Origin of the sequence: Chiayiivirga flava (assembly GCF_014202825.1) — a bacterium.
GTDB classification, from domain to species: Bacteria; Pseudomonadota; Gammaproteobacteria; order Xanthomonadales; family Xanthomonadaceae; genus Chiayiivirga; species Chiayiivirga flava.
This window is the reverse complement of sequence record NZ_JACHHP010000004.1, coordinates 114771-139204: the sequence shown is the minus strand read 5'-3', so window position 1 is coordinate 139204 and position 24434 is coordinate 114771. Positions and strand designations below refer to the sequence as shown.

Here is a 24434-nt window from a genome sequence, read left to right as displayed (position 1 = left end):
CATCATGCCCCGCCGCCGCTCAGAGCTCGCCCAGGCCTTCCGCCACGCCGTCCGGCCCCACGGCGAGCAGGCGCAGCGTGTTCGTCGCGCCGAGCTTCTCCATGTGGTCGCCGCTGGTGATCAGCACGCGATCGCCGTCGGCCAGCAGGCCGAGCGAGAACAGGTGCCGCACTGCGGCGCGCGCCGCCTTGCGCGGGGATTCGCCTTTCGAGTCGAACTCGATCGGGAACACGTCGCGCATCAGGCCCATGCGGCGGCGCGACGGCACGTGCTTGGACAGCGCATAGATCGGCACGCTGGAGCGGAAGCGCGAGAGGTAACGCGCGGTGCCGCCCGACTCGGTGAGCGCGATGATCGCGCGCACCTGGATGTGTTCGGCGAGGAACATCGAGGCCATCGCGATGGCCTGGTCGGTGCGCTGCAGTTCGCGCGGCGCGGATTCGAAATCGTGGTCGGGTTCGAACTGGCGTTCGGCGCCGAGGCAGATGCGCGCCATCGCTTCCACGGCCTTTACCGGGTAGCTGCCGGCCGCGGTTTCCTGGCTCAGCATCACGGCATCCGTGCCGTCGATCACCGCGTTGGCCACGTCGAGCACTTCGGCGCGTGTGGGAATCGGCGATTCCACCATCGACTGCAGCATCTGCGTGGCGGTGATGACGAGTTTGTTGCGCGCCAGCGATTCGCGAATGATCTTCTTCTGCAGGCCGGGCAGTTCGGCGTCGCCGATCTCGACGCCCAGGTCGCCGCGCGCCACCATCACCACGTCGCTGGCCTCGATGATCTCGCCGAGGTTCTCGATGGCCTCGGCGCGTTCGATCTTGGCCACGAGGTGGGCGTCGCTGCCGGCGTCGCGCGCCAGTGCGCGGGCTTCGTCCATGTCGGCCGCGGAACGGCAGAACGACACGGCGAGGAATTCGACGCCCAGTTCCGCCGCGAGCCGGATGTGGGCGCGGTCGGCCTGGGTCAGCGCGCCGAGCGAGAGGCCGCCGCCGAGGCGGTTCAGGCCCTTGCGGTCGGAGAGAAAGCCGTCGGTGAGCACGGTGGTGTGGATGGTGTCGCCGTCGATGCGGTCGACCTTCAGGCTCATGAGGCCGTCGTCGAGCAGCAGCGTGTCGCCGGCAAGCACATCGTCGACCAGGCCGAGATAACTCACGCCCACGCGCGTGGCATCGCCGGGCGCGGCGTCGGCGCGGCACTCGAGCGCGAATTTCTCGCCCGCCTTCAGCGCCACCTTGCCGATGGCGAATTTCTCGATGCGGATCTTCGGGCCCTGCAGGTCGCCGAGGATGGCAACCTCGCGCCCCGCGGCGAGGGCGGCCTCGCGCACGCGCGCCACGCGTGCGGCGTGTGCCTCCGCCGTGCCGTGGGAAAAATTCAGGCGCACGGTGTTGACGCCGGCGCGCAGCAATTCCTCCAGCACGCCCGGTGCGTCGGTGGCCGGCCCCAGTGTGGCCAGGATCTTGGTGCGTCGCTTCTGTGCGCTCATCGTGCCTCCCGGATACCATCGATAACGCTAGCACAGCCACGAGATCTCCCGATGGATTTTGTCGAACGTGCCGATGCCCTCGGCGCGCGCCTGCAGGCCCTGCCCGACCTCCCCGTGCTCGACGGCGCACGCGTTCGGCTGCGGCCGGTGCGCGACGACGACGTCGACGGCCTGTTCGCGATCTTTTCCGACGCGCGCGTGATGCGGTACTGGAGCCGTCCCGCGATGACGTCGCGCGAGGAGTCGGTGGCGTATGCAGCCCGGATGCGTGCGGGCTTCCGCGCACGCGAGGTGTGTGCGTGGATCGTGGCGGACGCGGCGGACGATCGCTGCCTCGGCCAGGTCACGCTGTACGAGATGCGTGCCCGGCATTTCCGCTGCGAGATCGGTTATGCGTTGCGCGCGGACGCGTGGGGCCGCGGCCTTGCGCAGGAATCGATCGGTACGGCGCTGGACTGGGCGTTCGGTTGGCTCGGACTCAACCGCGTGGCGGCAGACGTGGCGCCCGGCAACGACGCCTCGGCGCGCGTGCTGGAGCGGCTCGGATTCCGCCGCGAGGGCACGCTGCGCGAGAACTTCTGCAACCAGGCCGAACTGCAGGATTCGCTGGTGTTCGGTCTGCTGGCGCGGGACTGGCAGGCACGGCGCGCCGCAACGGGCACCGCGCGCCACGCACCCGCCGCCACGTGAGCGCAGGCCCGCACGAGGCGTCCCGCACCGCCGACGGCGACAGCGGTCCGGCGCGAAAAAGTGGCGAAGCCGGCCGATAAGCCGGGTTCTGTCTGGGACAGTCATTCCTCTAGGCGCTGCGTCGCCGCAGCGCTCAAGCAGCCTACCCGGATGCGCCACGGGCCGTGGCATCGCATCCCTATTTGGCCTTGCTCCGAGTGGGGTTTGCCGTGCCGGTCCGTTGCCGGACTCGCGGTGCGCTCTTACCGCACCATTTCACCCTTGCCGTCCTGCCTGCGCAGTCTTGGGCGGTATCTTTCTGTTGCACTTTCCGTCGGCTCGCGCCGCCCAGGCGTTACCTGGCACTCTGCCCTGCGGAGCCCGGACTTTCCTCGACATCCCGAAGGATGGCGCGACTGCCTGGCCGACTTCGCCGCGCGCAGTGTACCCCGATGGCGCGCCGCGTGCGGCACGGCGCGGCGGCGCTGTCCGGCGGCGACGGCGTCCGGCCGTGGTCCGCGTCGCGGTCAGTCCGAGGCCAGCGCGGGGCCGGTCGCCTCGGCGATGGCGCGCAGCAGCCGGTGCAGGCGCGAGCCCGCGTCCGCGCCGCGGCGTCCGTCCTGGTTGCGTGCGTCGGCCTCCAGCATGCCGATCAGTTCCTCGCGCACGTCCGGCGCGAGCTCGAGCGACGCCGCGTAGGCCGCCCGGCGGTGCACGGGCACCTCGACGGCAGCCTCGAACGCTGCGCGCAATTCCAGCCAGCGGGCGTGATCCATGTCTGCTTCCTGCGTGATCTGATTGACGTTCCGTCGTCGATCGGCCCGCGGATCAGGGTGCCGTCGCGCGCTGCAGCACCGTGCGCGCGGCGCCGCCCAGGTGCAGGCGGTTGCGTGCGGCGTCGTGCACGGCACGCAGCACGGCGACGCGATCGGCGGCGGCCGGGATGCAGGCGGTGGCGCCGCCGAGCAGGGCCTGCTGCGCCCAGGCCACCTCGTCCGGCACCAGCGCCACGATGCGGGTGCGCCGCGAGGCCCCGTGGATGCGCCGCAGCTGGGCCGCGACGCACGCCAGCGGCACGTCGCGCAGGTCGACCACCGCCACGTCCGGACCGAGCATCACGAGTTCGCGGATCGCCTGCGGCGTCATCGCAAGCTCGGCCTGCACGGTGATCATCGGACTCGGCGCGAGCAGCAGGTCGGCGTCCGCGCCGCCGTGGCCGAGCGCGACCACGCGCAGCGGAAACGGGCAGGGGCTGGTGCTGCGGCGCACGGACGCGGCGTCGCGCGCCGGCGCTGCCTGCGTCGCCGCGCCCCGGACGGGGGCCGGTCGCGTGCGGGCGGGCGGCGGACGCAGGTCGAACGGTGTGAGCGGAACGGCGCAAGTCACGGTGCAACCCCCTCGATGCTGTTAATGCTGTTACCTACGCGGGGGGCGTCGAGCGCGGATCATGCCTCGCGCGGGCGAGGCGGGGCTCTTGTGAATCAGGGCCTTGCGTGGGCGTTCAGCGGATCGGCACGTCGTGGGCGCGCTCGGGCGCGGGCTCGGGCTGCAGGGTGTAGTGCCACCATTCGAGCGGATAGTTGACGAAGCCGTGGCGCGCCATGGCCGCGCGCAGGCGGTCGCGGTGGCTGCGCTGGGCAGGGTCGAGGCCGGCGGCATCGGTGTGGGCGCGCGGATCGAAGAAATCGAAGTCCGTGCCCATGTCGAGCGCCACGCAGCTGCCGTCGGCATCGCAGCGCAGCAGCGTCACATCGAGCGTGGCGCCCCGGCTGTGACCGGACCGCTCGGCGATGTAGTCGCCGAGCAGCGCCGACTTGTCGAGGTTGGGGTAGTACGCCGACCGGGTGCGCTGGTCGTCCGCATCGCGCGCCCACGCGACGAAGTCGCGCACCGCCCGCTCCGGACGGTAGCAGTCGTACACGCGCAGCCGGTAGCCGTCGCGGCGCAGGTCCGCTTCCACGCGCGCGAGCGCGGCGGCGGCCGGCCGCAGCAGCAGGCACCGTGCCGCACCGTAACCGGCGATCGGGCGTCCGACGAAGTTGTCGCTGCCGGCGTACCGCATGTCGACCGACAGGTCGGGAACGAGCGCGTGCACGTCGACGAAGCCGGCGGGGCCGGGCTCGCCGGTCTGCGGCACGCGCGCGCAGCCGGCAAGCAGGAGCGCGGCGGCGGCGCCCAGTGCGCGAACGGCGCTCGCCGCACGCATCGCGTCAGTCGCAGCCGCGCACGCGGGTGAACGCGAGGTCGGCATAGTCGTAGCTGAAATCGGCCTGCGGATCGACGTGCGAGAGCGTCAGGCGCACGTCCGCACCGCCGTCGGCCGCGGCAAACGCGAGCCACGGCTCGGCATCGACGCTCGGGTCGTCCCAGTCGACGAGATCGCGCGCGCCGACGCGCTGCACGGTGCCGACCAGCCGCGGCGATTTGCGCGCGCGGAACACCACGCGCTCGCCCTCCGCGCACAGCCGCACCTCGCCGAACCACGGATCGCGGTAGACGCCGAGCCACGGGCCCAGTGCGGCCGGCGCCGTCGGCGCGCGTGCCGCCGCATCGCGCGGCGCGCTCCCGCCCGCGCTCGCCTCCGCCCGCTCGGCCGCCAGCGCGTCGGCGTAGTACGCCACGCCGCGCTGCTGCCCCGGCGCGGTGAAATGCTTGACCAGCGCTTGGCCGAGCACGGTGCGCGCATCGCTGCCGTCGCCGTTGATCAGGATCACGAAGCCGCTGCGCCGGTCCGGCAGCAGCGTCAGCAGCGAATACATGCCGGCGAGCGTGCCGGTGTGCGAGACGCGGTATTCGCCGTCGACGTCCGAGAGGCGCCAGCCGAAGCCGTAGGCGAGAAAGTGGCCGTCGTCCCAGGCGCGCTGCCGCGCCGACAGCGGCATCGGCATGTGTGCCGTCCACAGCATGCGCCGCTGTTCGGGCGAGAGCCACGGCGCGCCGGACGGCAGGGTGTGGTCCGGGTCGAGCCAGACGCGGGCCCAGCGCAACATCGCCCCGAGGCTGCAGCGCACGCCGCCCGCGGCCGCCGAGGTGCTGGCCGGCACCACCGCCGCGTCCTCGCGGATCACGCGGTTGCCGTCGCCCTCGCGCATGTGCGGTTGCGCGACATTGCCGACGGCGTCGAGCCCGAATTCGCCGACGCGGCAGCGCGCCAGTCCCAGGGGCTCGAACACTTCGCGCTGCAGCAGCGTCTCGTACGGCGCACCGCCCGCGGCCGCGGCCACTTCGCCAGCCACCACGTACAGCAGGTTGTCGTAGCTGTAGTGCGCGCGGAAGCTGTGGGTGGGTTTCAGGTGCGCAAGGCCCGCGAGGATGTCGGCGCGCGTGTAGGCATTCGGCTCCGGCCACAGCATCAGATCGCCCGCACCCTCGCCGAGGCCGCTGTTGTGGATCAGCAGATCGCGCACCTGGATCTCGCGCGTGACCCACGGGTCGTGCATGCGGAACGCGGGCAGGTGCCGGGTCACCGGGTCGTCCCAGCGCAGCCTGCCGGCATCGACGAGGCGCGCCAGCAGCGCGGTGGTCATGGCCTTGCTGTTGGACGCGATCTTGAACAGCGTGTCGCGGTCGATGGCCTTGCCCTCGCCCGCGCGCAACTCGCCGGCGGTGCGGACGTAGCTGACCTCGCCGTCGGTGATCACGCCGACGGCGAGCCCGGGCAGGCGGTAGCGTGCCATCGTGTCGTCGAACATGGCATCGAGGTCGGCGCGGGCATCGGCCCGGACCCCGCTCCACCCGAGCAGCGCGCAGCACAGCAGCAACGTCCGGCAGCCCATCCCGCACCTCGTTCTCATGGCGCCGGTTCGATACCCGGCCCGCGCGCGGCCTCGCCGGCCAGCATGGCCTCGACCGTCTGCCGTTCCCGCACCACGGCATGGCACCCGGCATCGACCAGCACCTCGGCGGGCAGCGGGCGGGAATTGTATGTCGACGCCATCGATGCGCCGTAGGCACCGGCGCCGAGGATCGCGACGAGATCGCCCGCGCCGCACATCGGCAGGTCCCGATCGACGGCGAAGGTGTCCGAGCTTTCGCACACGGGGCCGACGACGTCGTAGCGCCGCGTGGACGCCTCGCGCGCATGCAGCGGCACGATGCCGTGCCAGGCGTCGTAGAGCGCCGGTCGCAGCAGATCGTTCATGCCGGCGTCGAGAATCAGGAACGGCCGCTCCGCGCCCGGCTTCACGCGGATGACACGCGTGAGCAGGATGCCCGCGTCGGCAACGAGCCAGCGGCCGGGTTCGAGCACCAGCGTGCCGTCGAAGTCCGCGAAGGCGGAACGGATCGCGTCGGCGTAGTCCTGCACCGGCACGGGAGCCGGCGCGTGCAGCGCGTAACGCACGCCCAGACCGCCGCCGACATCGATGCTGCGGACCGGATAGCCGGCGGCATCGAGTTCCTTCCGGAAGCCGGCAACATGGCCCAGCGCCTCGCGGAACGGATCGAGTTCGACGATCTGCGAGCCGATGTGCATGTGCAGGCCGTCGAGCCGCACGTAGGCGCATTCGGCCGCGTCGGCGAAGCAGCGCCAGGCCTCGTCGCGGTCGACGCCGAACTTGTTCTGCGCGCGTCCGGTGGAAATCTTGGCGTGCGTGCGGGCGTCGACATCGGGGTTCAGGCGCAGCGCGGCGTTCACGAGCGTGCCCAGGCGCGAGGACACGCGGCACAGCAGATGCAGCTCGTCGCGCGACTCGATGTTGAAACGCCAGATGCCGGCCTCGACGGCCGCGACGATCTCGGCCTCCGTCTTGCCGACGCCGGAAAACACGATGCGTTGCGCGGGAATGCCGGCGCGCAGCGCGCGTTGCAGCTCGCCGCCGGAGACGATGTCCGCGCCGAGGCCGGCATGGGCCATCAGCGCGAGCACGGCGAGGTTGGGATTGGCTTTCACCGCGTAGCAGATGCGCGCATCGAGCCCGCGCACCGCCTGCTGCAGCTCCGCGATGCGCGCGCGGATCGTCGCGGACGAATAGACGTAGGTCGGCGTGCCGACGGCGTCGGCGAGCGCATGCAGGTCGACGCCGTCGAGCCGCCAGACGCCGTCCTGTTCCGTGATGGGGGTCAAGGCAGGTTTCCTGGGCGCGCGCGCCCGATGACGCCGCGGTCCGTCCCTGGACCGCGGCGGGGACGCTCAGAAATTCAGGGACACCAGCAGTTGCGCGTAACGCGGGGACTGGAAGCTCGTGGCCTGGAGGAAGGACTCGTTCGGCTCGCCGATATCGGCATCGGCCTCCTGATCGACCTCGATCTTGCGTTGCTGGTCGAACAGATTGAAGACCGAGAGCTTCACGCGCAGATCCACGTCTTCGCCCAGCTCCTGCAGATACGTCACGCTGGCACCGACTTCGTACGTCCACGGCAGGCGGCCGTAGCCGCCGCGCGGCGAGAGCCGGTAGACGCGTTCGGACGGCGTGTCGGACGTGCAGTTCTCCACGCAGACGTAGAAGCTGTGGTAGTTCGTGCCGTCGAAGGGGTTGCCGACGCCGAAGCCGGTGATCGGTCCGCCCGAACTGGCATTGAGCGTGGCACCGACCTGCCAGTGGTCGCCGAGCGCGTACGAACCGCGCACCTTGATCTGGTGGCGGCGGTCGCTCGGCAGGTAGCCGTAGCCATCGAGATTCACGAACGGATCGTCGAAGTTTTCGGTGCGGCCGGCATCGGCGAAGTCGGTATCGGAGTTCACCGGACCTTCGGCGTTGCCGCGGCTGTAGGCCAGCGTGTACGAGGCATTGAACGCCCAGACATCGTCCCAGACGCGGTCGATCTGGAATTCCAGCGCCTTGTAGTTGCGGCGCGGCTTGTCGAAGCCGCGCTCGCCGACGTAGTTGCCGTCGTCGTCGTACAGCGCCCACCCGGCCTGCGAGGTGTCGATGGTGACGTAGCCGTCGTTCTCGCCGTCGCAATCGCTGTCGGTGTAGACGGTGACCTCCTCGCCCGGGTTGCCCATCACGTAGCCGACCGAACCGGGCTCGCCGTCGCAGAGGATGCCGTTGGACGTGATCTCCATGTCGTCGATGGCGTTGTGCAGCTTGCGGTAGATGCCGCGCACGCCCCAGGACCAGCGTTCGCCGAGCATGCCCTGGTAGCCGAGGATCAGTTCGTCCTGGTACACCGGATCCATGTCGGCATCGACCTCGCCGCGCAGGTCGCCGACCGTGCCGTCGCCCTGCGAGTTGTCGACCGGTCCGATCTGTGCACCCAGGATCGGCAGCAGATACTCCTGGCCGTTGTTGACCAGTTCCTCGTAGCCCTCGAATGCGTAGAACACGCGCTCGTCGAGGAAACCGCCAGCCTGCTTGATGTTGATGACGTTCGCCACCGGCAGGAAATAGCGCCCGAGATTGCCGAACACCTTCGAGGTGCCCTCCCCGTTCACGTCCCACGAAAACCCGAGGCGCGGCGCGAACATGTCGTCGATCTTGATGTAGCTGTCGCCTTCGCCGTTCTTGTTGTCGAAACCTTCCAGGCGCGCGCCGAGATTGAGCACCACGTTGTCGGAGACCGACCAGTTGTCCTCGATGTAGTAGGCCGAGTTCTCGGTCTCGAACTCGCCGTCGACCTCCAGCCGTCGCGTCCGCACGTAGGCCTCGACGCCCTCGGGCACGACGCCGCCGTTCGCCAGCGTGGCACCGGGCGTGGTGGAGAACACGTCGTAGCGCAGCCCGCCCGGGCCCGGGTTGAAGCGGCTGTACTCGGACGTGTTCACTTCGCGATCGAGGCCGAAGCGCAGCAGGTGGTCGCCGAGCGCCCATTCGAAGTCGAAGCGCAGCGCTTCGCGGTCGTCGACGCGATCCTCGATGATCGAGCTGATCGTGCAGCCCTGGTCGCCGCGCAGCGGCGCCGGACGGTTGTCGAACACGCGGTTGCAGTTGATGTCGTTGGTGCTGTTGACCGAGCGGTTGCGCTCGTTGCCGCCGTACAGCACCTTCATCGACAGGTCGTCGGTGAGGTAGCCGGTGTAGGTGAGCGCGTAGTTGTCGCCGCCCGATTCGGTGAAGGTGGTGTTGCTCAGCGGGCCGCGCGTGCCCGTGTCGAAGTCGTAGCCGTAGACGTCCGTGACCGCCTCGTTGCCGTCGGAGAAGGCGAGCAGTTCGAGCAGGTGGTTGTCGGTGATCTGCCAGTCGAGCTTGGTGCCCCAGAACCCGTCGTCGTTGCTCTCGTCGCTGAAGGTGCTGCCGCTGTTGGAGGTGTTCACCGGCTGGTAGTCGCGCGCCTCGTACATCGCGAAGAAGAACAGCCGGTCCTGCACGATCGGGCCGGACGCGAACACGTTGAGGCTGCTGCGGTCGTATTCGTCGCGGCTGGCGGCGATGTAGCGGTTGCCGTCGGCGTCGTAGCGGTCCTCCGCGGCCGATTGCAGCGAGCTCGGCTCCCACAGCACTTCCGCGCCGAATTCGAACTCGTTGGTGCCGCTGCGCGTCACCGCGTTGATCACGCCGCCCGTGGTGCGGCCGAACTCGACCGAATAACCGCCGGTCTTGATCTGGAATTCCTTGTAGAACGCATACGGCACCGACGAGAAGCCGACGCGGTTGTAGAAGTCCGTGACGTTGAGGCCGTTGATGTAGACCGAGTTCTCCGCCGCCGACGAGCCGCCGAACGACATGCCGCCGAAGGCCGGATCGCCTTTCACCAGGCCCGGCGCGAGGAACGCGACCGCAAGCGGATCGCGCTCCACCGGCAACACCTGCAGCTGCTCGCGGGTGAGGTTGGTGGCCGATTCGGTCGAGGTCACGTCGATGGCGGCGAGCGCGTTGGAGGCGACCACCTCCACCACGTCGAGCGAGGTGGTGTTCAGCGGCACGGTGAGGTTGGTCGAGTTGCCGAGGCTGATGCGCACGTCCTCGACGCGGGCGGAGCGCACGCCGTCCTTCTCCACCTCGAGCACGTAGTCGCCGATCGGCAGGAAGGGGAAGCGGAAGCCGCCGTCGGCGTCCGCGCGCACGGTGCGGGTGAGGCCGGTGTCGGTGTTGCGCACCGTGACCGTGGCGCCCTCGACCGCGCTCTCGCCGGCGCCGAGCAGCTGGCCGCTCAGCGCGCCGTCGTTGCTCGCGGCAGCGGCGGGCTGCAGTGCGGCCAGCGAGGCCAGGCACAGTCCCAGCGCTGCGACCAGCGCCGTCTTTCGCAACGTTCCTGCGTGCATGTCGTTCCCTTCCCCGGAGCGGTGTTGATGGAGGCCTAGCGGGCCGCCGCGGCATCGGGTGCCGGCAGCGGTTCCCACGCGAAGTTGTAGTCCCACTGGTCGAAATAGAGGTTGCCGCCGTCCCACTCGACTTCGCCGCGCTGCGAGTCGACCGTTTCCGAGCGCGGGTGCCGCTTGGGCGGATCGAAGTCGCGCGCGTAGTCGTCGTTGAAGGCGATGCGGTAGCCGTCGAGGCCGCCGAGGTAGAACCAGCGCAGCGCCGGGTCGTCGCTGGCGAGCAGGCCGCGCGTCACGTCCATCGGCACCCAGCCGTGCGGCGCGAGGTACAGCCAGCCCCAGTCGTGCATCGAGTCGTAGCCGTCGCCGAAGAATTCCCAGCCCGACTGCCAGCGCGCCGGGATGCCGTTGAGGCGCAGCAGGGTCATCAGCAGCAGGGTCTGCTGTCCGCAGTCGGCGTGGCCGGCGTGCAGGGCGTAGTCGCCGATGTTGGAAAGGGTCGAGTACTCGCGCGCGACCGCCCACGGAATGCGATCGACGGCTTCGAAGAGTTTTCGCGCGATGTGCGCCGGATTTGTTTCGTCGCCGACGACGCGTTCCGAGAACGCGCGCATGGCCGGCGTGAAGACGATGTGCGGCGGGCGCTCGGCGGTGAACTCGGCGAGCTCGGCCGTGGACGGGGACGGCGTGACGCGCTCCGGATCGATGGCGTGGTACTGGCCGGACAGCGTGACCTCGTAGCGGATGGAAAACTCGGTGGGCTGGCCGGCGACGGCGGTGCGTTCGAGGTAGGCGGTGCGCTGCAGCGTCGCCTCCGGCGCGATGCGGGCGTCGGCAGGCGTGCTCGCCAGCAGGCGGATGTGGTCCTGCTGGCCGGCGATCGCACGCGGAAACGGCAGCCACGCACGCAGGGTACTGCCCGCCGGCGCCGCATCCGGGTCCACGGTCAGCGTGTAGGTCACGCGCACGCGCTGCGGCAGGGCGTGGCTGGCGTTCGCGGCGAGCGCCGCGCGGCGCAGCGCGGCGTGGTAGGGATGCAGCGCGTACAGCGGGCCGTCGGGCGCAGGCGCGAATGCCGCGGACCGGCGCGCGGCGGCCTCCGCGTCGAGGCGGAACAGGTTGGAGACGGCGCTCTTGAAGTAGAACGTGTCGCCGTCGATGACCTGCTTTTCGAGCAGGCCGGCCGCGTCCCAGCGCTCGAAATCGGCGTCGCGGTAATCCGGCACCTGCTCGCGCAGGCGCCGCTGCACGGCCGCGGCGTCGAGCGGAAAATCCAGCCGGATGCGGCGCATGCGTTCGCGTTCGAACGCGATGTCGCGCGCAAGCGGAGCGTCGGCCGGGACCTGTGCGAGCAGGTCGTCGATGCGGCGTTCGGCCAGCGCGAACTGGCCGGCATCCACGGTGGCGATGATGCGCCGCAGCGACTCGTCCGGCGACTCGGGCTGGCTGCGCCCGTGTGCGCCGACGGCGCCGACGCAAAGCACGCAGACAAGCGCGGCGCGCAGGATGGCGTGCTGTCGCCACTGCCGCTCCGGACGCCCCCTCGTGCGTGCGCTGCTTTTCACGGCGTGCTGGCCCTGCCAATCTGCCCCCGATTGGCACTGTGTAACACGCGCGTCACGGCGTGGTCAATAAATTATTCCTCGTTGCCAACTGCGGAGAAATTAGTATTCTGCATCGATACGGACGCGCTCCCGACGCCTCACGGCCGGGACCGGCGCCCACGCGCGCAACGGGGACTCGATGATCCGGACGGTGTGGCCTTTTCTGGCGGTGGTGCTGCTCGCGGCCGGTGCGTTCCCCGCGCTCGAACGGCGCACGGGCTGGCGCGTGTTCGAATTCCTGCCGCCGATCGTGCTGACCTACCTCGTCGTGATGCTGCTCGCGGTGGCCGGGACGTGGACCGCGACCGACGCGATCCGCGAGGCACAGGACGCGATCACCACGCACGCCCTGCCCGCGCTGCTGTTCCTGCTGATGGTCACGTGCGATCTGCGTGCCATCGTCGCGCTCGGACCGCGCGTGCTCGGCGTGTTCGCGTGCGCGATGCTGAGCATCTGCGCCGGGCTGCTGCTGACCTTCGTGCTGTTCCGCAGTGCATTGCCTGCCGACGCGGCGAAGATCTTCGCCGCGCTCAATGCCACCTGGGTGGGCGGCACGGCCAACCTGCTGGCGGTCAAGCAGGCGATCGGGTTGCCGGACAGCGCGCTCGCGTCGGCCCTGCTGACGGACGCGGTGTGTTATTCGCTGTGGGTGGTGGCGCTGTTCGCGACCGCGCCGCTCGCGCACGCGTTCGATCGGTGGTCGGGCGCCTCGCGACGTGTGCTGGCGGCGGGCGACACGCTGGAGCGGGTCGAACCGGTCGCGATGCTGTGCGCGCCGCCGCCGCCCGCCGACCTGCCGGGCGTGGCGCCGGGGCAGGTGCTCGCGTGGCTCGGCATCGCCTTGTCGGTGGCGCTCGGTGCCCAGGCCGTGGCACGGGCACTGCCCGGGATCGCGATCCTGTCGCCGACGACGATCACCGTGCTGCTGGCCACGCTCGCCGGCCTTCTGGTTGCGCGCACGCCGCTGGCCAGGATGCCGGGGCCGGCACCGATCGCCTCCTCGCTGCTGGCGCTGATCGTTGCGGTGATGGCATCGAAAAGCGATTTCTCCGGTCTCGCGGCGGCGCCGCTGTTCATCCTGTGCGGCCTGTGCGCGCTCGCGATCCATGCCGCCCTGCTCGCCGGCGCGGCGAAGCTGTTCAAGTTCGACCTGGCGCTGTGCGGCATCGCGTCGCTGGCGCAGATCGGCGGCGTGGCGTCGGCGCCGATCCTGGCCGCGGCCTACCGCCCGGCGCTGGTGCCGGTCGCGGTCCTGCTCGCGCTGCTCGGTTACATCCTCGGCACCGGCGTGGGTTTGGTCATGGCGCCGCTGCTGACGTCGCTTGCTCCCGCCGGAGGTGGATGATGCGTTTGCTGTTGCTCCTGATGGCGGTGTTCGTCGGCGGCTGCGCGACGCGGCCCGTGCCCGTCCCGCCGTCCGCCACGACGGCATCGCTCGTCGGCGTGCGTGCCGAACAGCTCGATCCGGCGTACTGGATCGCGCGCCAGGACGACGCGCAACGACGCCGCATGACCGCCGCCGCGATCGCCGCGCAGAACGCGCGCATGGTCGCCGACGATCCGGCCGTGCACGACCTGGCGGCGGTGCCCGCCACGCTGCCGCGCGCCGACATCGAGGCCGCGATCCGCGCGTTGTCGGCGCCGCCGACACGCGCGCTGTTCGACGGCGACGGCAACCCCGTGCCGCAGGCGACGCTGGACGCGCTCGCGGACGACCTTGCACTGGAGACCATCGGCGCCAACGTCGCGCCCGCGTTCGCCCTGGTCACGCAGCGCGCCGACCTGCGCACGTTCCCAGCGACACTGCGCGTGTTCAGCACGCCCGGCGACACCGACATCGACCGCTTCCAGGAAAGCGCACTGTTCCCCGGCACGCCGGTCGCGGTGCTGCATCGCAGCCGCGACGGTGCGTGGAGCTTCGTCGCGAGTGCGCTGTACCGAGCGTGGATCGAGTCGCGCTTCCTCGCATCGGGCGAGCGCGCGACGGTGCTCGACTACGCCACGCGCGAGCCGCACGTGGTGGTGACCGGCGCCACCGCGCGCACCGTCTTCACGCGCGAGCAACCACAGGTCTCCGATCTGCAGCTCGACATGGGCGTGCGCGTGCCGCTGCGCGCCGACTGGCCGGCGGACGTGCCGGTGAACGGCCAGCATCCGCTGTCCTCGTACGTGATCGAGCTTCCGATCCGCGGCGCGGACGGAGCACTCGCGCTGGTTCCTGCGCTGCTGCCGAAAACCGCCGACGTGGCGACGGACTATCTGCCGTACACCGAAGCCAACCTGTTGCGCCAGGGCTTCAAGTTCCTCGGCGAACGCTACGGCTGGGGCCACGCCGACGGCACGCGCGACTGCAGCGGCTTCGTGTCGGAGGTCTATCGCGCCGTCGGCCTGGTGCTGCCGCGCAACACCGGCGACCAGGCCCGCAGCCCGGCGCTCGATCGCATCGTGTTCGAACCGAACACCAGCCACGCGCGGCGCCTGGCGGTGGTGCGCGGCCTCGACGTCGGCGACCTCGTCTACATCCCCGGCCACGTGATGATGGTGATCGGGCGCGAGAACGACTCCACCTTCGTCATCCACGATGTCACCGGCGTGAGCGTGCGCGGTGCCGACGGCGCAGCGACACGCGTGCCGCTCAACGCGGTGTCGGTGACGCCGCTCGAATCCCTGCTGGCCGGCGACGGCACCCCGCTCGTCGACCGCATCACCGCCATCCAGCGCGTCCGCGCGCCGACCCCTCCCTGAGCACCGCATGCCTGAGCACCGCATGAAAATCACCGACATCCAGCTCGCCATGCTGCGCGTCCCGCTGAAGACGCCGTTCAAGACCGCGCTGCGCAGCGTGGCGGCGGTGGAGGACATCATCGTCACCGTGCACACCGACACCGGCCACGTCGGCTACGGCGAAGCCGCCGCCACGGCGGTCATCACCGGCGACACGCACGGGTCCATCGCCGAGGCGATCGGCCGCTACATCGCGCCGCGCCTGATCGGGCAGGACATCGCCAATCTCAATCGCAACGTGCACCTGATCCAGACCGCGCTGGAACGCAACACCAGCGCCAAGGCCGCGGTCGAGATCGCGATCTACGACCTGTGGGCCCAGCTGTACGACACGCCGCTGTACCGCATGCTCGGCGGCGGCGATCCGGTGATCGCCACCGACATCACCATCAGTGTCGACTACATCGACAAGATGGTCGCCGATTCGGTCGCCGCGGTGGAGCGCGGCTTCGAGTCGCTGAAGATCAAGGTCGGCAAGGACATCGGCGTGGACATCGAGCGGGTGAAGGCGATCCATGCCGCGGTCGAGGGCCGCGCGCTGCTGCGGCTCGACGCCAACCAGGGCTGGACCGCGAAGCAGGCGGTGCACGCGATGCACCAGCTCGAGGATGCCGGCGTGCACCTGGAACTGCTCGAACAGCCGGTGCGCGCGCGCGACATCGACGGTCTCAAGTACGTGGCCGACCGCGTGCACACGCCGGTGATGGCGGACGAGTCGGTGTTCGGCCCGGCGGAAGTCGTCGATCTCATCCAGCGCCGCGCCGCCGACATCATCAACATCAAGCTGATGAAGACCGGCGGCATTTCCAACGCCATCCGCATCGCCGACATCGCCGCGCTCTACGAGGTGCCGTGCATGATCGGCTGCATGATCGAGACCAGCATCAGCGTGGCGGCGGCGGTGCACGTGGCGGTGGCGAAATCGCACATCGTGACCAAGGTGGACCTTGACGGCCCCTCGCTGTGCACCTTCAATCCGGTGGACGGCGGCGTGCGCTTCGACGAATCGGAAATTTCCATCACCGACGCGCCGGGCCTGGGCATCCGCGGCGTGCGCGGGCTCGAACCGATGCCGGCGCCCGGCGAGTGATGCGCGCATGACGCCGCTGATCAAGATCCGCTCCGAGCGCGACCAGATGTCGGCGATCGAACGCCGCATCGCCGACTACGTGCTCGACAACGCGCACCTGCTGCGCGACTACTCGTCGCAGCAGCTCGCGAGCGCGCTCGGCATCAGCCAGTCGAGCGTGGTGAAGTTCAGCCAGAAACTCGGCTTCAAGGGCTACCCGGACCTCAAGTTCTCGATCGGCGAAGCGCTCGCGCGCGACGGCGGCGGCGATGCGGACGCGCCGATCGCGGCCGACGCCACGGGCGGCCACGCCGCGCTGGCCGACGCGCTGTGGCGCGAGAAGGCCGCCGCCGGCGAAGAGACCCGCCTGCTCAACCCCGACGCCACGATCGACGCGGCGGTCGACGCACTGCACGGTGCGCAACGTATCTTCGTCTGCGGCTTCGGCGCCGACGGCATCGCGGCGCGCGAGTTCGCGCTCAAGCTCGCGATGCTCGGCAAGCTCGCGCTGCACGAGACCGATCCCTTGCCGATGCTGGCGCATCTGGCCGGCGCGGGCCGCGACGACGTGCTCGTGCTCTTCTCCGAACAGGGCAAACACGCGGCACTCGCGCAGTTGGCGCGGCAGTTCCAGCTCGGCGGCGGACGCCTGCTGTCGGTGACGCGCCACACCGCCAATCCGCTGCGTGCGCAGGCGGACGTGGCGCTGGTGGTGTCGGCGCATTCGGCCATGCTGCACGTGGAACCGCTGTTGTACCGCGCGGCGCTGAACCATCTGCTCGATGTCCTGTTCGTGCTGCTGTTCCGCCGCGACGATGCGACGCAGGCGCGCTTCGCGACCCAGGTGGAACGCATCGCGCATCTGCTGGACCCGTGACGGCGTCGGCGTCACGCCCGGCGGCGGGAAGACGGCGCGGCGGTGATGCGGCGGTTGCGTCTGTCCGGATCTTCCGGTTCGATGTAGCGAAGTTCGCGAAGGAGTCGTGCATGCGCCACCCGCTTTCCACTCGTGTCGCCGTCCTGATGGGCATCGCGTCCGCGGCCCCCGCACTGCAGGCGGCCGACACTGCTGCCGACGCCCTGCCCTGGCACGACGCCGCGCAGATGGTCGTCGTCACGACGCCAAACTGGAACGCCGACCACGGCACGCTCCGGACGTTCACGCGGGAGGGCCGGCGCTGGCATGCGACCGGCGTGGCGTTCGACGTGACCGTCGGCCGCGCCGGCCTGGGCTGGGGCATCGGACTGCATCCGCCGCAAGCGGAGGGGCCGCGCAAGGCCGAAGGCGACGGCCGCGCGCCGGCCGGCGTGTTCGCCATCGGCACCGCGTTCGGTTATGCGGACACGGCCGACACCGCGCTGAACTACACGCCGATGACCGCGACCGACTGGTGCATCGACGTGGCCGACTCGCCGCTCTACAACAGCATCGTGGACACGCGCGAGGTCGGCGAGGCCGCGGTCGAGGGCAGCACCGAGCCGATGCGGCGCGACATCCACGTCGATGGCGACCAGCGCTACCGGCAGGGCTTCGTTATCGAACACAATCCGCGGCGCGAGGCCGCGGCCGGCAGCTGCATCTTCGCGCACCTGTGGAGCGCGCCCGGCGTGCCCACCGCGGGCTGCACGGCGATGGCGGACGCGCACATGCGCGCGCTGCTGCGCTGGATCGATCCGGCGCAACGGCCGGTGTTCGTGCAGCTCACCGCGGAGGACTATGCGCGGCTGCAGGCGGCATGGCGCCTGCCCGCGCTGCCGGACGCGTCGACGTGAGCGCGCGCGGCGAGCACCTGGCGGCGGCCGAGAGCGGCGGCGGCGCGGGCTTCGAACGCGTCGTCGGGCGCTGGCAGATCCTCGGACTGTCGATCAACGATGTGGTGGGCAGCGGCATCTACCTGCTGCCGGCCGCGACCGCGCTGCTGCTCGGGCCGGCCAGCCTGTGGGCGGTGCTGCTGGCGGGGCTCGCGGTGTGCCTGCTCGTGCTGACCTATGCGCAGGCGGCGAGTTATTTCGACCAGCCCGGCGGCTCGTACCTGTACGCCCGCGAGGCGTTCGGACCGTTCATCGGGTTCGAGGTGGGCTGGATGATCTGGCTCACGCGCGTGGCGTCGGCCGCGGCGCTGAGCAACGGGCTTGCCGCGGCGGTGGCGCATGTCTGGCCGGCGGCGAAGGACGGCCTCGGGCAGGCGACGGTGGTGACCGTGTCGCTGGTGCTGCTGACCGTGGTCAACGTGGTCGGGGTCAAGGCGGCGGCGCGCTTCGGCATTGCGCTCGTGGTCGGCAAGCTGGTGCCGCTGCTGCTGTTCGTGCTGCTCGGCGCGTTCCATGCGGACTGGTCGCTGGCGCTGGCGGTGGGCCTGCCGCCGCTCGGCAATCTGGGCGAGGCGGCGCTGCTGCTGCTGTTTGCGTATGCCGGCTTCGAGAACATCCCGGCGGCCGCCGGCGAGTACCGCAACCCGCGTCGCGACGTGCCGTTTGCGCTGGTGACGATGATCGTGGTGGTGACGCTGCTGTATGCCGCGGTGCAGCTGGTGGCGCAGGGCACGCTGCCCGGGCTTGCGCAGTCGTCGACGCCGCTCGCGGACGCGGCCGCGGGCTTCGGCGGCGCGTGGTTCGCGCTGTTGCTGACGGTGGGCGCCACGGTGTCGATCCTCGGCACCACGAGCAACACGATGCTGCTCGGCCCGCGCTTCCTGTACGCGCTGGCGGCCGACGGGTTCGGCCCGCGCGTGCTGGCACGCATCCATCCGCGCTTCCACACGCCGGCGGTGGCGATCGTGGTGCAGGGCGTCATCGCGCTGGCGCTCGCGCTGTCCGGATCGTTCGTCGCGCTGGCGCTGCTGTCGGTGGTGACACGGCTGGTGGCGTACATCGGCACCTGCGTGGCGGTGCTGGTGCTGCGGCGGCGTCACGGACACCGTCCGGGCGCGCTGCAGTTGCCGGGCGGCGCGGCGATTCCGGTCGCGGCGCTGGTGCTGTCGCTGGGGCTGCTCGCGAGCGCGAGCCTCGCCAATCTCGCGGCCGGCGCGGTGGCGATGCTGGTGGGGGCGGGCATCTACCTGGTGCAGCGCCGCGCCGCGGGCTGAGCGGCGCGCCGTCACGCCTGTCCGCGTGCCGCGTCCTGGTCCGTAACGGTATGCTTGCGTCTTCAACCAGAGGATTTCCGCGATGTCCTTCCAGACTGTTCCGGCCGGCCAGGGCCTCAAGTGGCTTACCGAATCGGTGAACCTCGTTCTGCGCAACCCGGGGCCCTTCGCGCTGATGGGCGTGGTGGTGGCCGTGGTCAGCCTCGTGCCGCTCCTGGGCAGCCTTGCGCTCGCCATCCTCGGGCCGGCGCTCTACGGCGGCATCATGTATGCGGCGCGCGAGCAGGACGGCGGCGGCACGGCCGACTTCAAGCACCTGTTCCAGGCCTTCAACGAACCCGGCAAGCTGCCGAAGATGCTGATGCTGTGCCTGCCGGGCATCGCGGCCGGCATCGTGATCGGCATCCTCGCGGTGATCTTCCTCGGCGGCGCCCTGCTCGGCGCGGGCATCACCGGCGCCACCAATTCCGGCGGCGCGGTGGTCGGCGCGGGACTGGGCGCGGGCTTCCTGCTGTTCTTCGTCATCGCGCTGGCGATCGGCGTGTTCGCGTACGCACTGACGTTTTTCGCGACCCCGCGCGTGATGCTCGACAACATCGAGCCGATCCCGGCCATGCAGGAAAGCCTCAAGGCCTGCCTCGCCAACATCGGCGCGATCCTGGTCTACGTCGGCATCCTGCTGCTCGTGGCGATCGTGGTGATGGTGGTGATCGGTTTCGTTTCGCCGATCCTGGCGCAGCTGCTGCTGACGATCGCGTTCGTCCCGGTGGTGTCGGTGGCGATGTACCGCGCCTGGCGCGACGTGTTCCGCGGCAGCGTCACGCAGGAAATCGCACCGGTCGACGCACCCCCGCCGCCGGCCCCGCCGTCGCCGCCGCCGAGTTTCGAAGCCTGACCGGTTCGTCGCTGCGCTGAAAACGACAACGGCTCGTCTCTGCGGACGAGCCGTTGTTCGTTGTGCGACGGCGAAAACCGGCCCGTGCCCGGATTCAGAACCCGTACTGCGCCAGCAGGAAGGTCTCGCCACGGTTGCGGCCGCCGGTGTTGGCGTTGGAGAGATGGCGCAGCGACAGCGCGACACGGCCGAAGTCGTAGCCGATGCCGGTCTGGAACTGGAAGTGGTTGGAGAGGATGTCGTTGTCGACGTCGGCGTAGGCGATGCCGCCCTGCGCAAACCAGCCGCGCCAGGTGAAGCGCTTCGAGGCCGAAATCCAGACCACGTCCGGGGTGCGGATGGCGGGGGCATCGCGCTCGTCGATGTAGCCGGCCATGAACTCCCACGGGTGGACCTGTTCGGTTTCCCAGCTCACCGTGGCGAGCCAGGAGCCCTCGCCGTCGATCTCATCGACCGGGCCCACGCCGACATGCCAGCCGGCCTGCGCGGCAGGGGACAGCAGGACGCCGGCGAGCAGTGCGCCGGCAAGATAGGTCAAACGCATCGCGCACATTCCTCGGGGTTGGAAGACCGCGCATCTTACGCCGCAGCGCAGCATGCGCAAATGCATGGCCGTGCGGCATGTCGCGCGGGGCGCGAATCCGCGACAATGCACGGATGCGACCGATCCGGCCTTCGACACCCAGCGCACGCGCCCTGCACACCGCGGTGGGGCGCGATGCGTGAGCCCGCGCTCGATCTCTCGCCCTCGCCCGGCGACGACGTCAGGCACACCACCTGCTACATGTGCGCCTGCCGCTGCGGCATCAAGGTGTGGCTCAAGGACGGCCGGATTCGCTACATCCAGGGCAACCCCGAGCACCCGGTGAACCGCGGCGTGCTGTGCGCCAAGGGCTCGGCCGGCATCATGCAGCACTACTCGCCGGCGCGGCTGTCGAAGCCGTTGCTGCGCGTGGGCGAGCGCGGGTCGGGCGAGTTCCGCGAGATCGAATGGGACGAAGCATTGCAGCTCGCGACCGACTGGCTGAAGCCGATCCGCGAACGCAATCCCGACGAACTGGCGTTTTTCACCGGTCGCGACCAGTCGCAGGCGCTCACCGGCTGGTGGGCGCAGCAGTTCGGCACCATCAACTACGCCGCGCACGGCGGGTTCTGTTCGGTGAACATGGCCGCAGGCGGGCTGTACACGCTGGGCGGCTCGTTCTGGGAGTTCGGCGAACCGGACTGGGAGCACTCGCGCTACCTGATGCTGTGGGGCGTGGCCGAGGATCACGACTCCAATCCGATCAAGCTCGGCCTGGGCAAGCTCAAGGGCCGCGGCGCGAAAGTGGTGGCGATCAATCCGGTGCGCACCGGCTACGGCGCGATCGCGGACGAGTGGATCGGCATCCGGCCGGGCACCGACGGCCTGTTCGCGTTTGCGCTGATCCACGAATTGCTGCGCAACGACCGCGTGGACCTCGAATACCTCGTGCGCTACACCAATGCGCACTGGCTGGTGATCCGCGACCCGGGCGCCGCGGACGACGGCCTGTTCGCGCGCGATGCCGAGGGACGCGCACTGTGCTGGCACGTGGCGCGCGACGCGGCGACACCTGCGTCGATCGACACGCCGGCAAGGCAGGCCGGCGTCGCACCGGCCGAGGGCATCGACGTCTCGCCCGCCATCGTCGGCGATTACACCCTGCCCGACGGACGCAGGGCGACGCCCGTCTTCCACCTGCTCGCCGAGCGCTATCTCGACCCGCAATTCGCGCCCGAGGCCGTCGCGGACACCTGCGGCATTCCGGCCGACACCATCCGGCGCATCGCGCGCGAACTCGCGGCGGCCGCGTTCGACGATCCGTTTTCGTTGCCGATCGAATGGACCGACAGCCACGGCCGCACCCACGCCGAGATGATCGGCCGCCCGGTGAGTTTCCACGCCATGCGCGGCATCAGCGCGCACAGCAACGGCTTCCACACCTGCCGCGCCATCCACCTGCTGCAACTGCTGCTCGGCGCGGTCGATACGCCGGGCAGTTTCCGTTTCCAACCGCCGTTTCCCAAGCCGATCCCGCCGGCGAACCGTCCCGGCAGGTCGCGCCGCGACAACGGCGCGCTCGACGCCGCACCGCTCGGCTTCATCCACTCGCCCGACGACCTGCTCGTCGACGAACACGGCCGTCCACGCCGCATCGACCACGCCTATTCGTGGGCCTACCCGCTGGCCGCGCACGGCATGATGCACAGCGTGATCCGCAACGCCTGGGCCGGCGACCCGTACCGCATCGACACACTGCTGATGTTCATGGCGAACATGAGCTGGAATTCGTCGATGAACACCACGCAGACGATGCACATGCTCACCGACAGGGATGCCGACGGCGCGTACCGCATCCCGCACATCATCTATTCGGACGCGTATGCGAGCGAAATGGTGGCGTACGCGGACCTCGTGCTGCCGGACACCACGTATCTCGAACGGCACGACTGCATCAGCCTGCTCGACCGCCCGATCTCCGACGCCGACGCCGCGGCCGACGCGATCCGCCAGCCGGTGCTGGCCACCGACGCCGAGAATCCGGCGCGCGATGTGCGCCCGTTCCAGTCCGTGCTGCTCGATCTGGGCGCGCGGCTCGGCCTGCCCGGCATGGTGGACGCGAACGGCGCGCCCGCGTACCGCGACTTCGCCGACTACATGGTGCGGCACGAACGCGCGCCCGGCGTCGGCCTGCTCGCCGGCTGGCGCGGCGCGGACGGGCAATCGCACGGCAAGGGCCCGCCGAATCCGCAGCAGCTGCAGCGCTACATCGAACACGGCGGCTTCTGGCACCTGCCGGTTCCCGCATCGGCGCGGTACTACAAGATGGCCAATCGCGACTACCTGCAGTGGTCGCAGCAGATGGGCTTCATCGGCAATGCGGAACCGATCGTGCTGCAGCTGTATTCGGAAACGCTGCAGAAATTCCGATTGGCGGCGCAGGGCCATGGCGCCGTGCAGCCGCCGCCCGAGCATCGCGCGCGCGTGGCGACGTATTTCGATCCGCTGCCGATCTGGTACGAGACGGTCGACGCATCGGCACCCTCACCCGCCTCAAAAGCCCCTCTCCCCCCGGGAGAGGGGTTGGGGAGAGGGTTCGGTACGGACTCGACGCCCGGCTCTCGCCCCGACCCATCAAGTCGCGTAGCCCCATACGCCCATGCGGCATCCGTCGAGGTTGAACGCACGACTCCGCCCGAACCCTCATCCGCCGCTGCCCGTTCGGCCGATGGCAATCGGCCTCACCGTTCTCCCGCCGGGAGAGGGGAAGCAAACGCTGCGGCGAATGACGGGAATGCGTCGAAACACGAACCCTTCCCGCTGTACGCCATCACCCAACGCCCCATGTTCATGTACCACGCCTGGGGCTCACAGAACGCGTGGCTGCGCCAGATCGCCACGCGCAACTACCTCTACCTGCACCCCGACACCGCGCGCGCCCACGGCGTGGCGAACGAGGACTGGGTCGACGTCACCTCCCCCAACGGCACCATCACCGTGCAGGTGAAAGTCGCCGCCAACGTGCAACCCGACACCGTCTGGACCTGGAACGCGATCGGCAAACGCAAGGGCGCCTGGCGCCTGGCAAAAGACGCCCCGGAATCCACGCAGGGCTTCCTTCTCAACCATCTCATCTCCGAACGCACCCGCGCCGACGACTACGCCAATGCCGATCCGGTCACCGGCCAGGCCGCGTGGTTCGACCTGCGCGTGTCGATCCGCAAATCCACGCGCACCGATCTGGCCGAACCGCAGTTCGCCCCGCTCGACCTCGGTACTGCGAACAACGCACCACTGCGCTACGGCGCAGGTTTCCGCCGCAAGGACCACGCATGACGATGCTGCCGCCGCCCGCATCGCGGACGGGCGCAAAAAAACTCGGCCTCGTCATCGACCTCGACACCTGTGTCGGGTGCCACGCCTGCGCCACCGCGTGCAAGCAGTGGAACTCCGGCGGCGTCGCCGGGCCGGTGACGGACGAAGACCCGTACGGCAAGGAGCCGTTCGGCGTCTGGTTCAACCGCGTGCACAGCTACGAGGTGGAACCGGCCGCACCGGACACGCCCGCGATGACGGTGCATTTCCCGCGGTCGTGCCTGCACTGCGAGACGCCGGCCTGCGTCACGGTGTGCCCCACCGGCGCCAGCTACAAACGTGCCGAGGACGGCATCGTGCTTGTCGACGAGGACAAGTGCATCGGCTGCAAGCTGTGTTCGTGGGCGTGCCCGTACGGTGCGCGCGAGTACAGCGCGGTCGAGGGCGTGATGAAAAAATGCACGCTCTGCGTGGACCGCATCTACAACACCCACCTGCCCGAGGCCGAACGCGAACCGGCCTGCGTGCAGGCGTGTCCCACGCGTGCGCGGCATTTCGGCGATCTGGGCGATCCCGAATCGGACGTGTCGAAGCTCGTCGCGGCACGCGACGGGGTCGACCTGATGCCGGAGCTCGGCTACAGGCCGGTCAACAAGTATCTGCCGCCACGGCCGCGGCGCGGTGCGACCGGCACGCCGGAGGCACCGCGCGACGACGCGCTCGATCCGGCCAAGCTCCCGCCGGTGCTGCGCTGGCTCGATCGGGTGCTGTCGCGGTGAGCGGTTGTCGCGTGGACACCTCGAAGTTCCGTCATCCCGGCGTTTGCCGGGATGACGATGAGGACAAATCCAACGTCATTGCGG

At 70.0% G+C, this 24434-nt stretch carries 19 protein-coding genes and 1 other RNA gene; 10 read left to right on the top strand and 10 right to left on the bottom strand.

The window, feature by feature from the left end; genetic code table 11:
- Positions 1-19 precede the first annotated feature (19 nt).
- The gene (gene pyk, locus HNQ52_RS11555) at positions 20-1486 is read right to left on the bottom strand and encodes a pyruvate kinase (protein ID WP_183961328.1); all 1467 of its coding nucleotides are present in this window, start codon (positions 1484-1486) and stop codon (positions 20-22) included.
- Between the two features lie 51 nt (positions 1487-1537).
- Between pyk and HNQ52_RS11550 the strand changes: the two genes are divergently transcribed.
- Entirely contained in the window at positions 1538-2176 is a 639-nt protein-coding gene (locus HNQ52_RS11550; protein WP_183961327.1) for a GNAT family N-acetyltransferase, read from the top strand.
- Between the two features lie 61 nt (positions 2177-2237).
- Here HNQ52_RS11550 and rnpB read toward each other — a convergent pair.
- From rnpB to HNQ52_RS11510, 8 genes are all read right to left on the bottom strand, one after another.
- An RNA gene (gene rnpB / locus HNQ52_RS11545) (RNase P RNA component class A) lies at positions 2238-2587 on the bottom strand.
- Positions 2588-2682: 95 nt separating this feature from the next.
- On the bottom strand, positions 2683-2931 hold the full coding sequence (locus tag HNQ52_RS11540) for a hypothetical protein (protein ID WP_183961326.1): 249 nt from the start codon (positions 2929-2931) through the stop codon (positions 2683-2685).
- A 52-nt stretch (positions 2932-2983) separates the two neighbouring features.
- Positions 2984-3541 (bottom strand): hypothetical protein, encoded by a 558-nt coding sequence (locus tag HNQ52_RS11535; RefSeq protein ID WP_221282048.1) that lies wholly within the window; start codon positions 3539-3541, stop codon positions 2984-2986.
- 115 nt (positions 3542-3656) lie between these two features.
- The gene (locus HNQ52_RS11530; RefSeq protein ID WP_246387798.1) at positions 3657-4361 is read right to left on the bottom strand and encodes a M15 family metallopeptidase; all 705 of its coding nucleotides are present in this window, start codon (positions 4359-4361) and stop codon (positions 3657-3659) included.
- A 4-nt stretch (positions 4362-4365) separates the two neighbouring features.
- Positions 4366-5931, bottom strand: a complete 1566-nt coding sequence (locus HNQ52_RS11525; RefSeq protein ID WP_183961323.1) for a serine hydrolase domain-containing protein — start codon at positions 5929-5931, stop codon at positions 4366-4368.
- A 14-nt stretch (positions 5932-5945) separates the two neighbouring features.
- The gene (gene lysA, locus HNQ52_RS11520) at positions 5946-7220 is read right to left on the bottom strand and encodes a diaminopimelate decarboxylase (RefSeq protein ID WP_183961322.1); all 1275 of its coding nucleotides are present in this window, start codon (positions 7218-7220) and stop codon (positions 5946-5948) included.
- Positions 7221-7286: 66 nt separating this feature from the next.
- Entirely contained in the window at positions 7287-10298 is a 3012-nt protein-coding gene (locus tag HNQ52_RS11515) for a TonB-dependent receptor (RefSeq protein WP_183961321.1), read from the bottom strand.
- 35 nt (positions 10299-10333) lie between these two features.
- Positions 10334-11779 carry a transglutaminase-like domain-containing protein gene (locus tag HNQ52_RS11510; RefSeq protein ID WP_425486499.1) on the bottom strand — a complete coding sequence of 482 codons (1446 nt, stop codon included), beginning with the start codon at positions 11777-11779 and terminating at the stop codon, positions 10334-10336.
- Positions 11780-12050: 271 nt separating this feature from the next.
- Here HNQ52_RS11510 and HNQ52_RS11505 point away from each other — a divergent pair, with 271 nt between their 5' ends.
- The 7 genes from HNQ52_RS11505 to HNQ52_RS11475 all read left to right on the top strand — a co-directional run bounded on the left by HNQ52_RS11505 (position 12051) and on the right by HNQ52_RS11475 (position 19733).
- Positions 12051-13244 (top strand): DUF819 family protein, encoded by a 1194-nt coding sequence (locus HNQ52_RS11505; protein ID WP_343059339.1) that lies wholly within the window; start codon positions 12051-12053, stop codon positions 13242-13244.
- Positions 13241-14644 (top strand): C40 family peptidase, encoded by a 1404-nt coding sequence (locus HNQ52_RS11500; protein ID WP_425486494.1) that lies wholly within the window; start codon positions 13241-13243, stop codon positions 14642-14644. Before HNQ52_RS11505 ends, HNQ52_RS11500 begins: the two co-directional genes overlap by 4 nt.
- A 22-nt stretch (positions 14645-14666) precedes the next feature.
- Positions 14667-15773: a dipeptide epimerase gene (locus HNQ52_RS11495; RefSeq protein ID WP_183961318.1), complete on the top strand. Its 1107-nt coding sequence runs from the start codon at positions 14667-14669 to the stop codon at positions 15771-15773.
- Positions 15774-15780: 7 nt separating this feature from the next.
- On the top strand, positions 15781-16629 hold the full coding sequence (locus HNQ52_RS11490) for a MurR/RpiR family transcriptional regulator (RefSeq protein WP_183961317.1): 849 nt from the start codon (positions 15781-15783) through the stop codon (positions 16627-16629).
- A 110-nt stretch (positions 16630-16739) separates the two neighbouring features.
- Positions 16740-17525, top strand: coding sequence for a L,D-transpeptidase family protein (locus HNQ52_RS11485; protein ID WP_183961316.1), 786 nt, complete (start codon positions 16740-16742; stop codon positions 17523-17525).
- Entirely contained in the window at positions 17489-18838 is a 1350-nt protein-coding gene (locus tag HNQ52_RS11480; protein WP_183961315.1) for an APC family permease, read from the top strand. Before HNQ52_RS11485 ends, HNQ52_RS11480 begins: the two co-directional genes overlap by 37 nt.
- 82 nt (positions 18839-18920) lie before the next feature.
- Positions 18921-19733, top strand: coding sequence for a BPSS1780 family membrane protein (locus HNQ52_RS11475; protein WP_183961314.1), 813 nt, complete (start codon positions 18921-18923; stop codon positions 19731-19733).
- Between the two features lie 94 nt (positions 19734-19827).
- On the opposite strand, the gene HNQ52_RS11470 is transcribed toward HNQ52_RS11475, so the two are convergent.
- Positions 19828-20277 (bottom strand): acyloxyacyl hydrolase, encoded by a 450-nt coding sequence (locus HNQ52_RS11470; RefSeq protein ID WP_183961313.1) that lies wholly within the window; start codon positions 20275-20277, stop codon positions 19828-19830.
- Between the two features lie 174 nt (positions 20278-20451).
- On the opposite strand from HNQ52_RS11470, the gene HNQ52_RS11465 reads away from it, so the two are divergent.
- Both HNQ52_RS11465 and HNQ52_RS11455 read left to right on the top strand, forming a co-directional pair.
- Complete coding sequence (locus tag HNQ52_RS11465) at positions 20452-23592, top strand: molybdopterin oxidoreductase family protein (RefSeq protein ID WP_221282047.1); 3141 nt, start codon at positions 20452-20454, stop codon at positions 23590-23592.
- Positions 23589-24350, top strand: a complete 762-nt coding sequence (locus tag HNQ52_RS11455) for a 4Fe-4S dicluster domain-containing protein (RefSeq protein ID WP_183961312.1) — start codon at positions 23589-23591, stop codon at positions 24348-24350. Before HNQ52_RS11465 ends, HNQ52_RS11455 begins: the two co-directional genes overlap by 4 nt.
- Positions 24351-24434 lie beyond the last annotated feature (84 nt).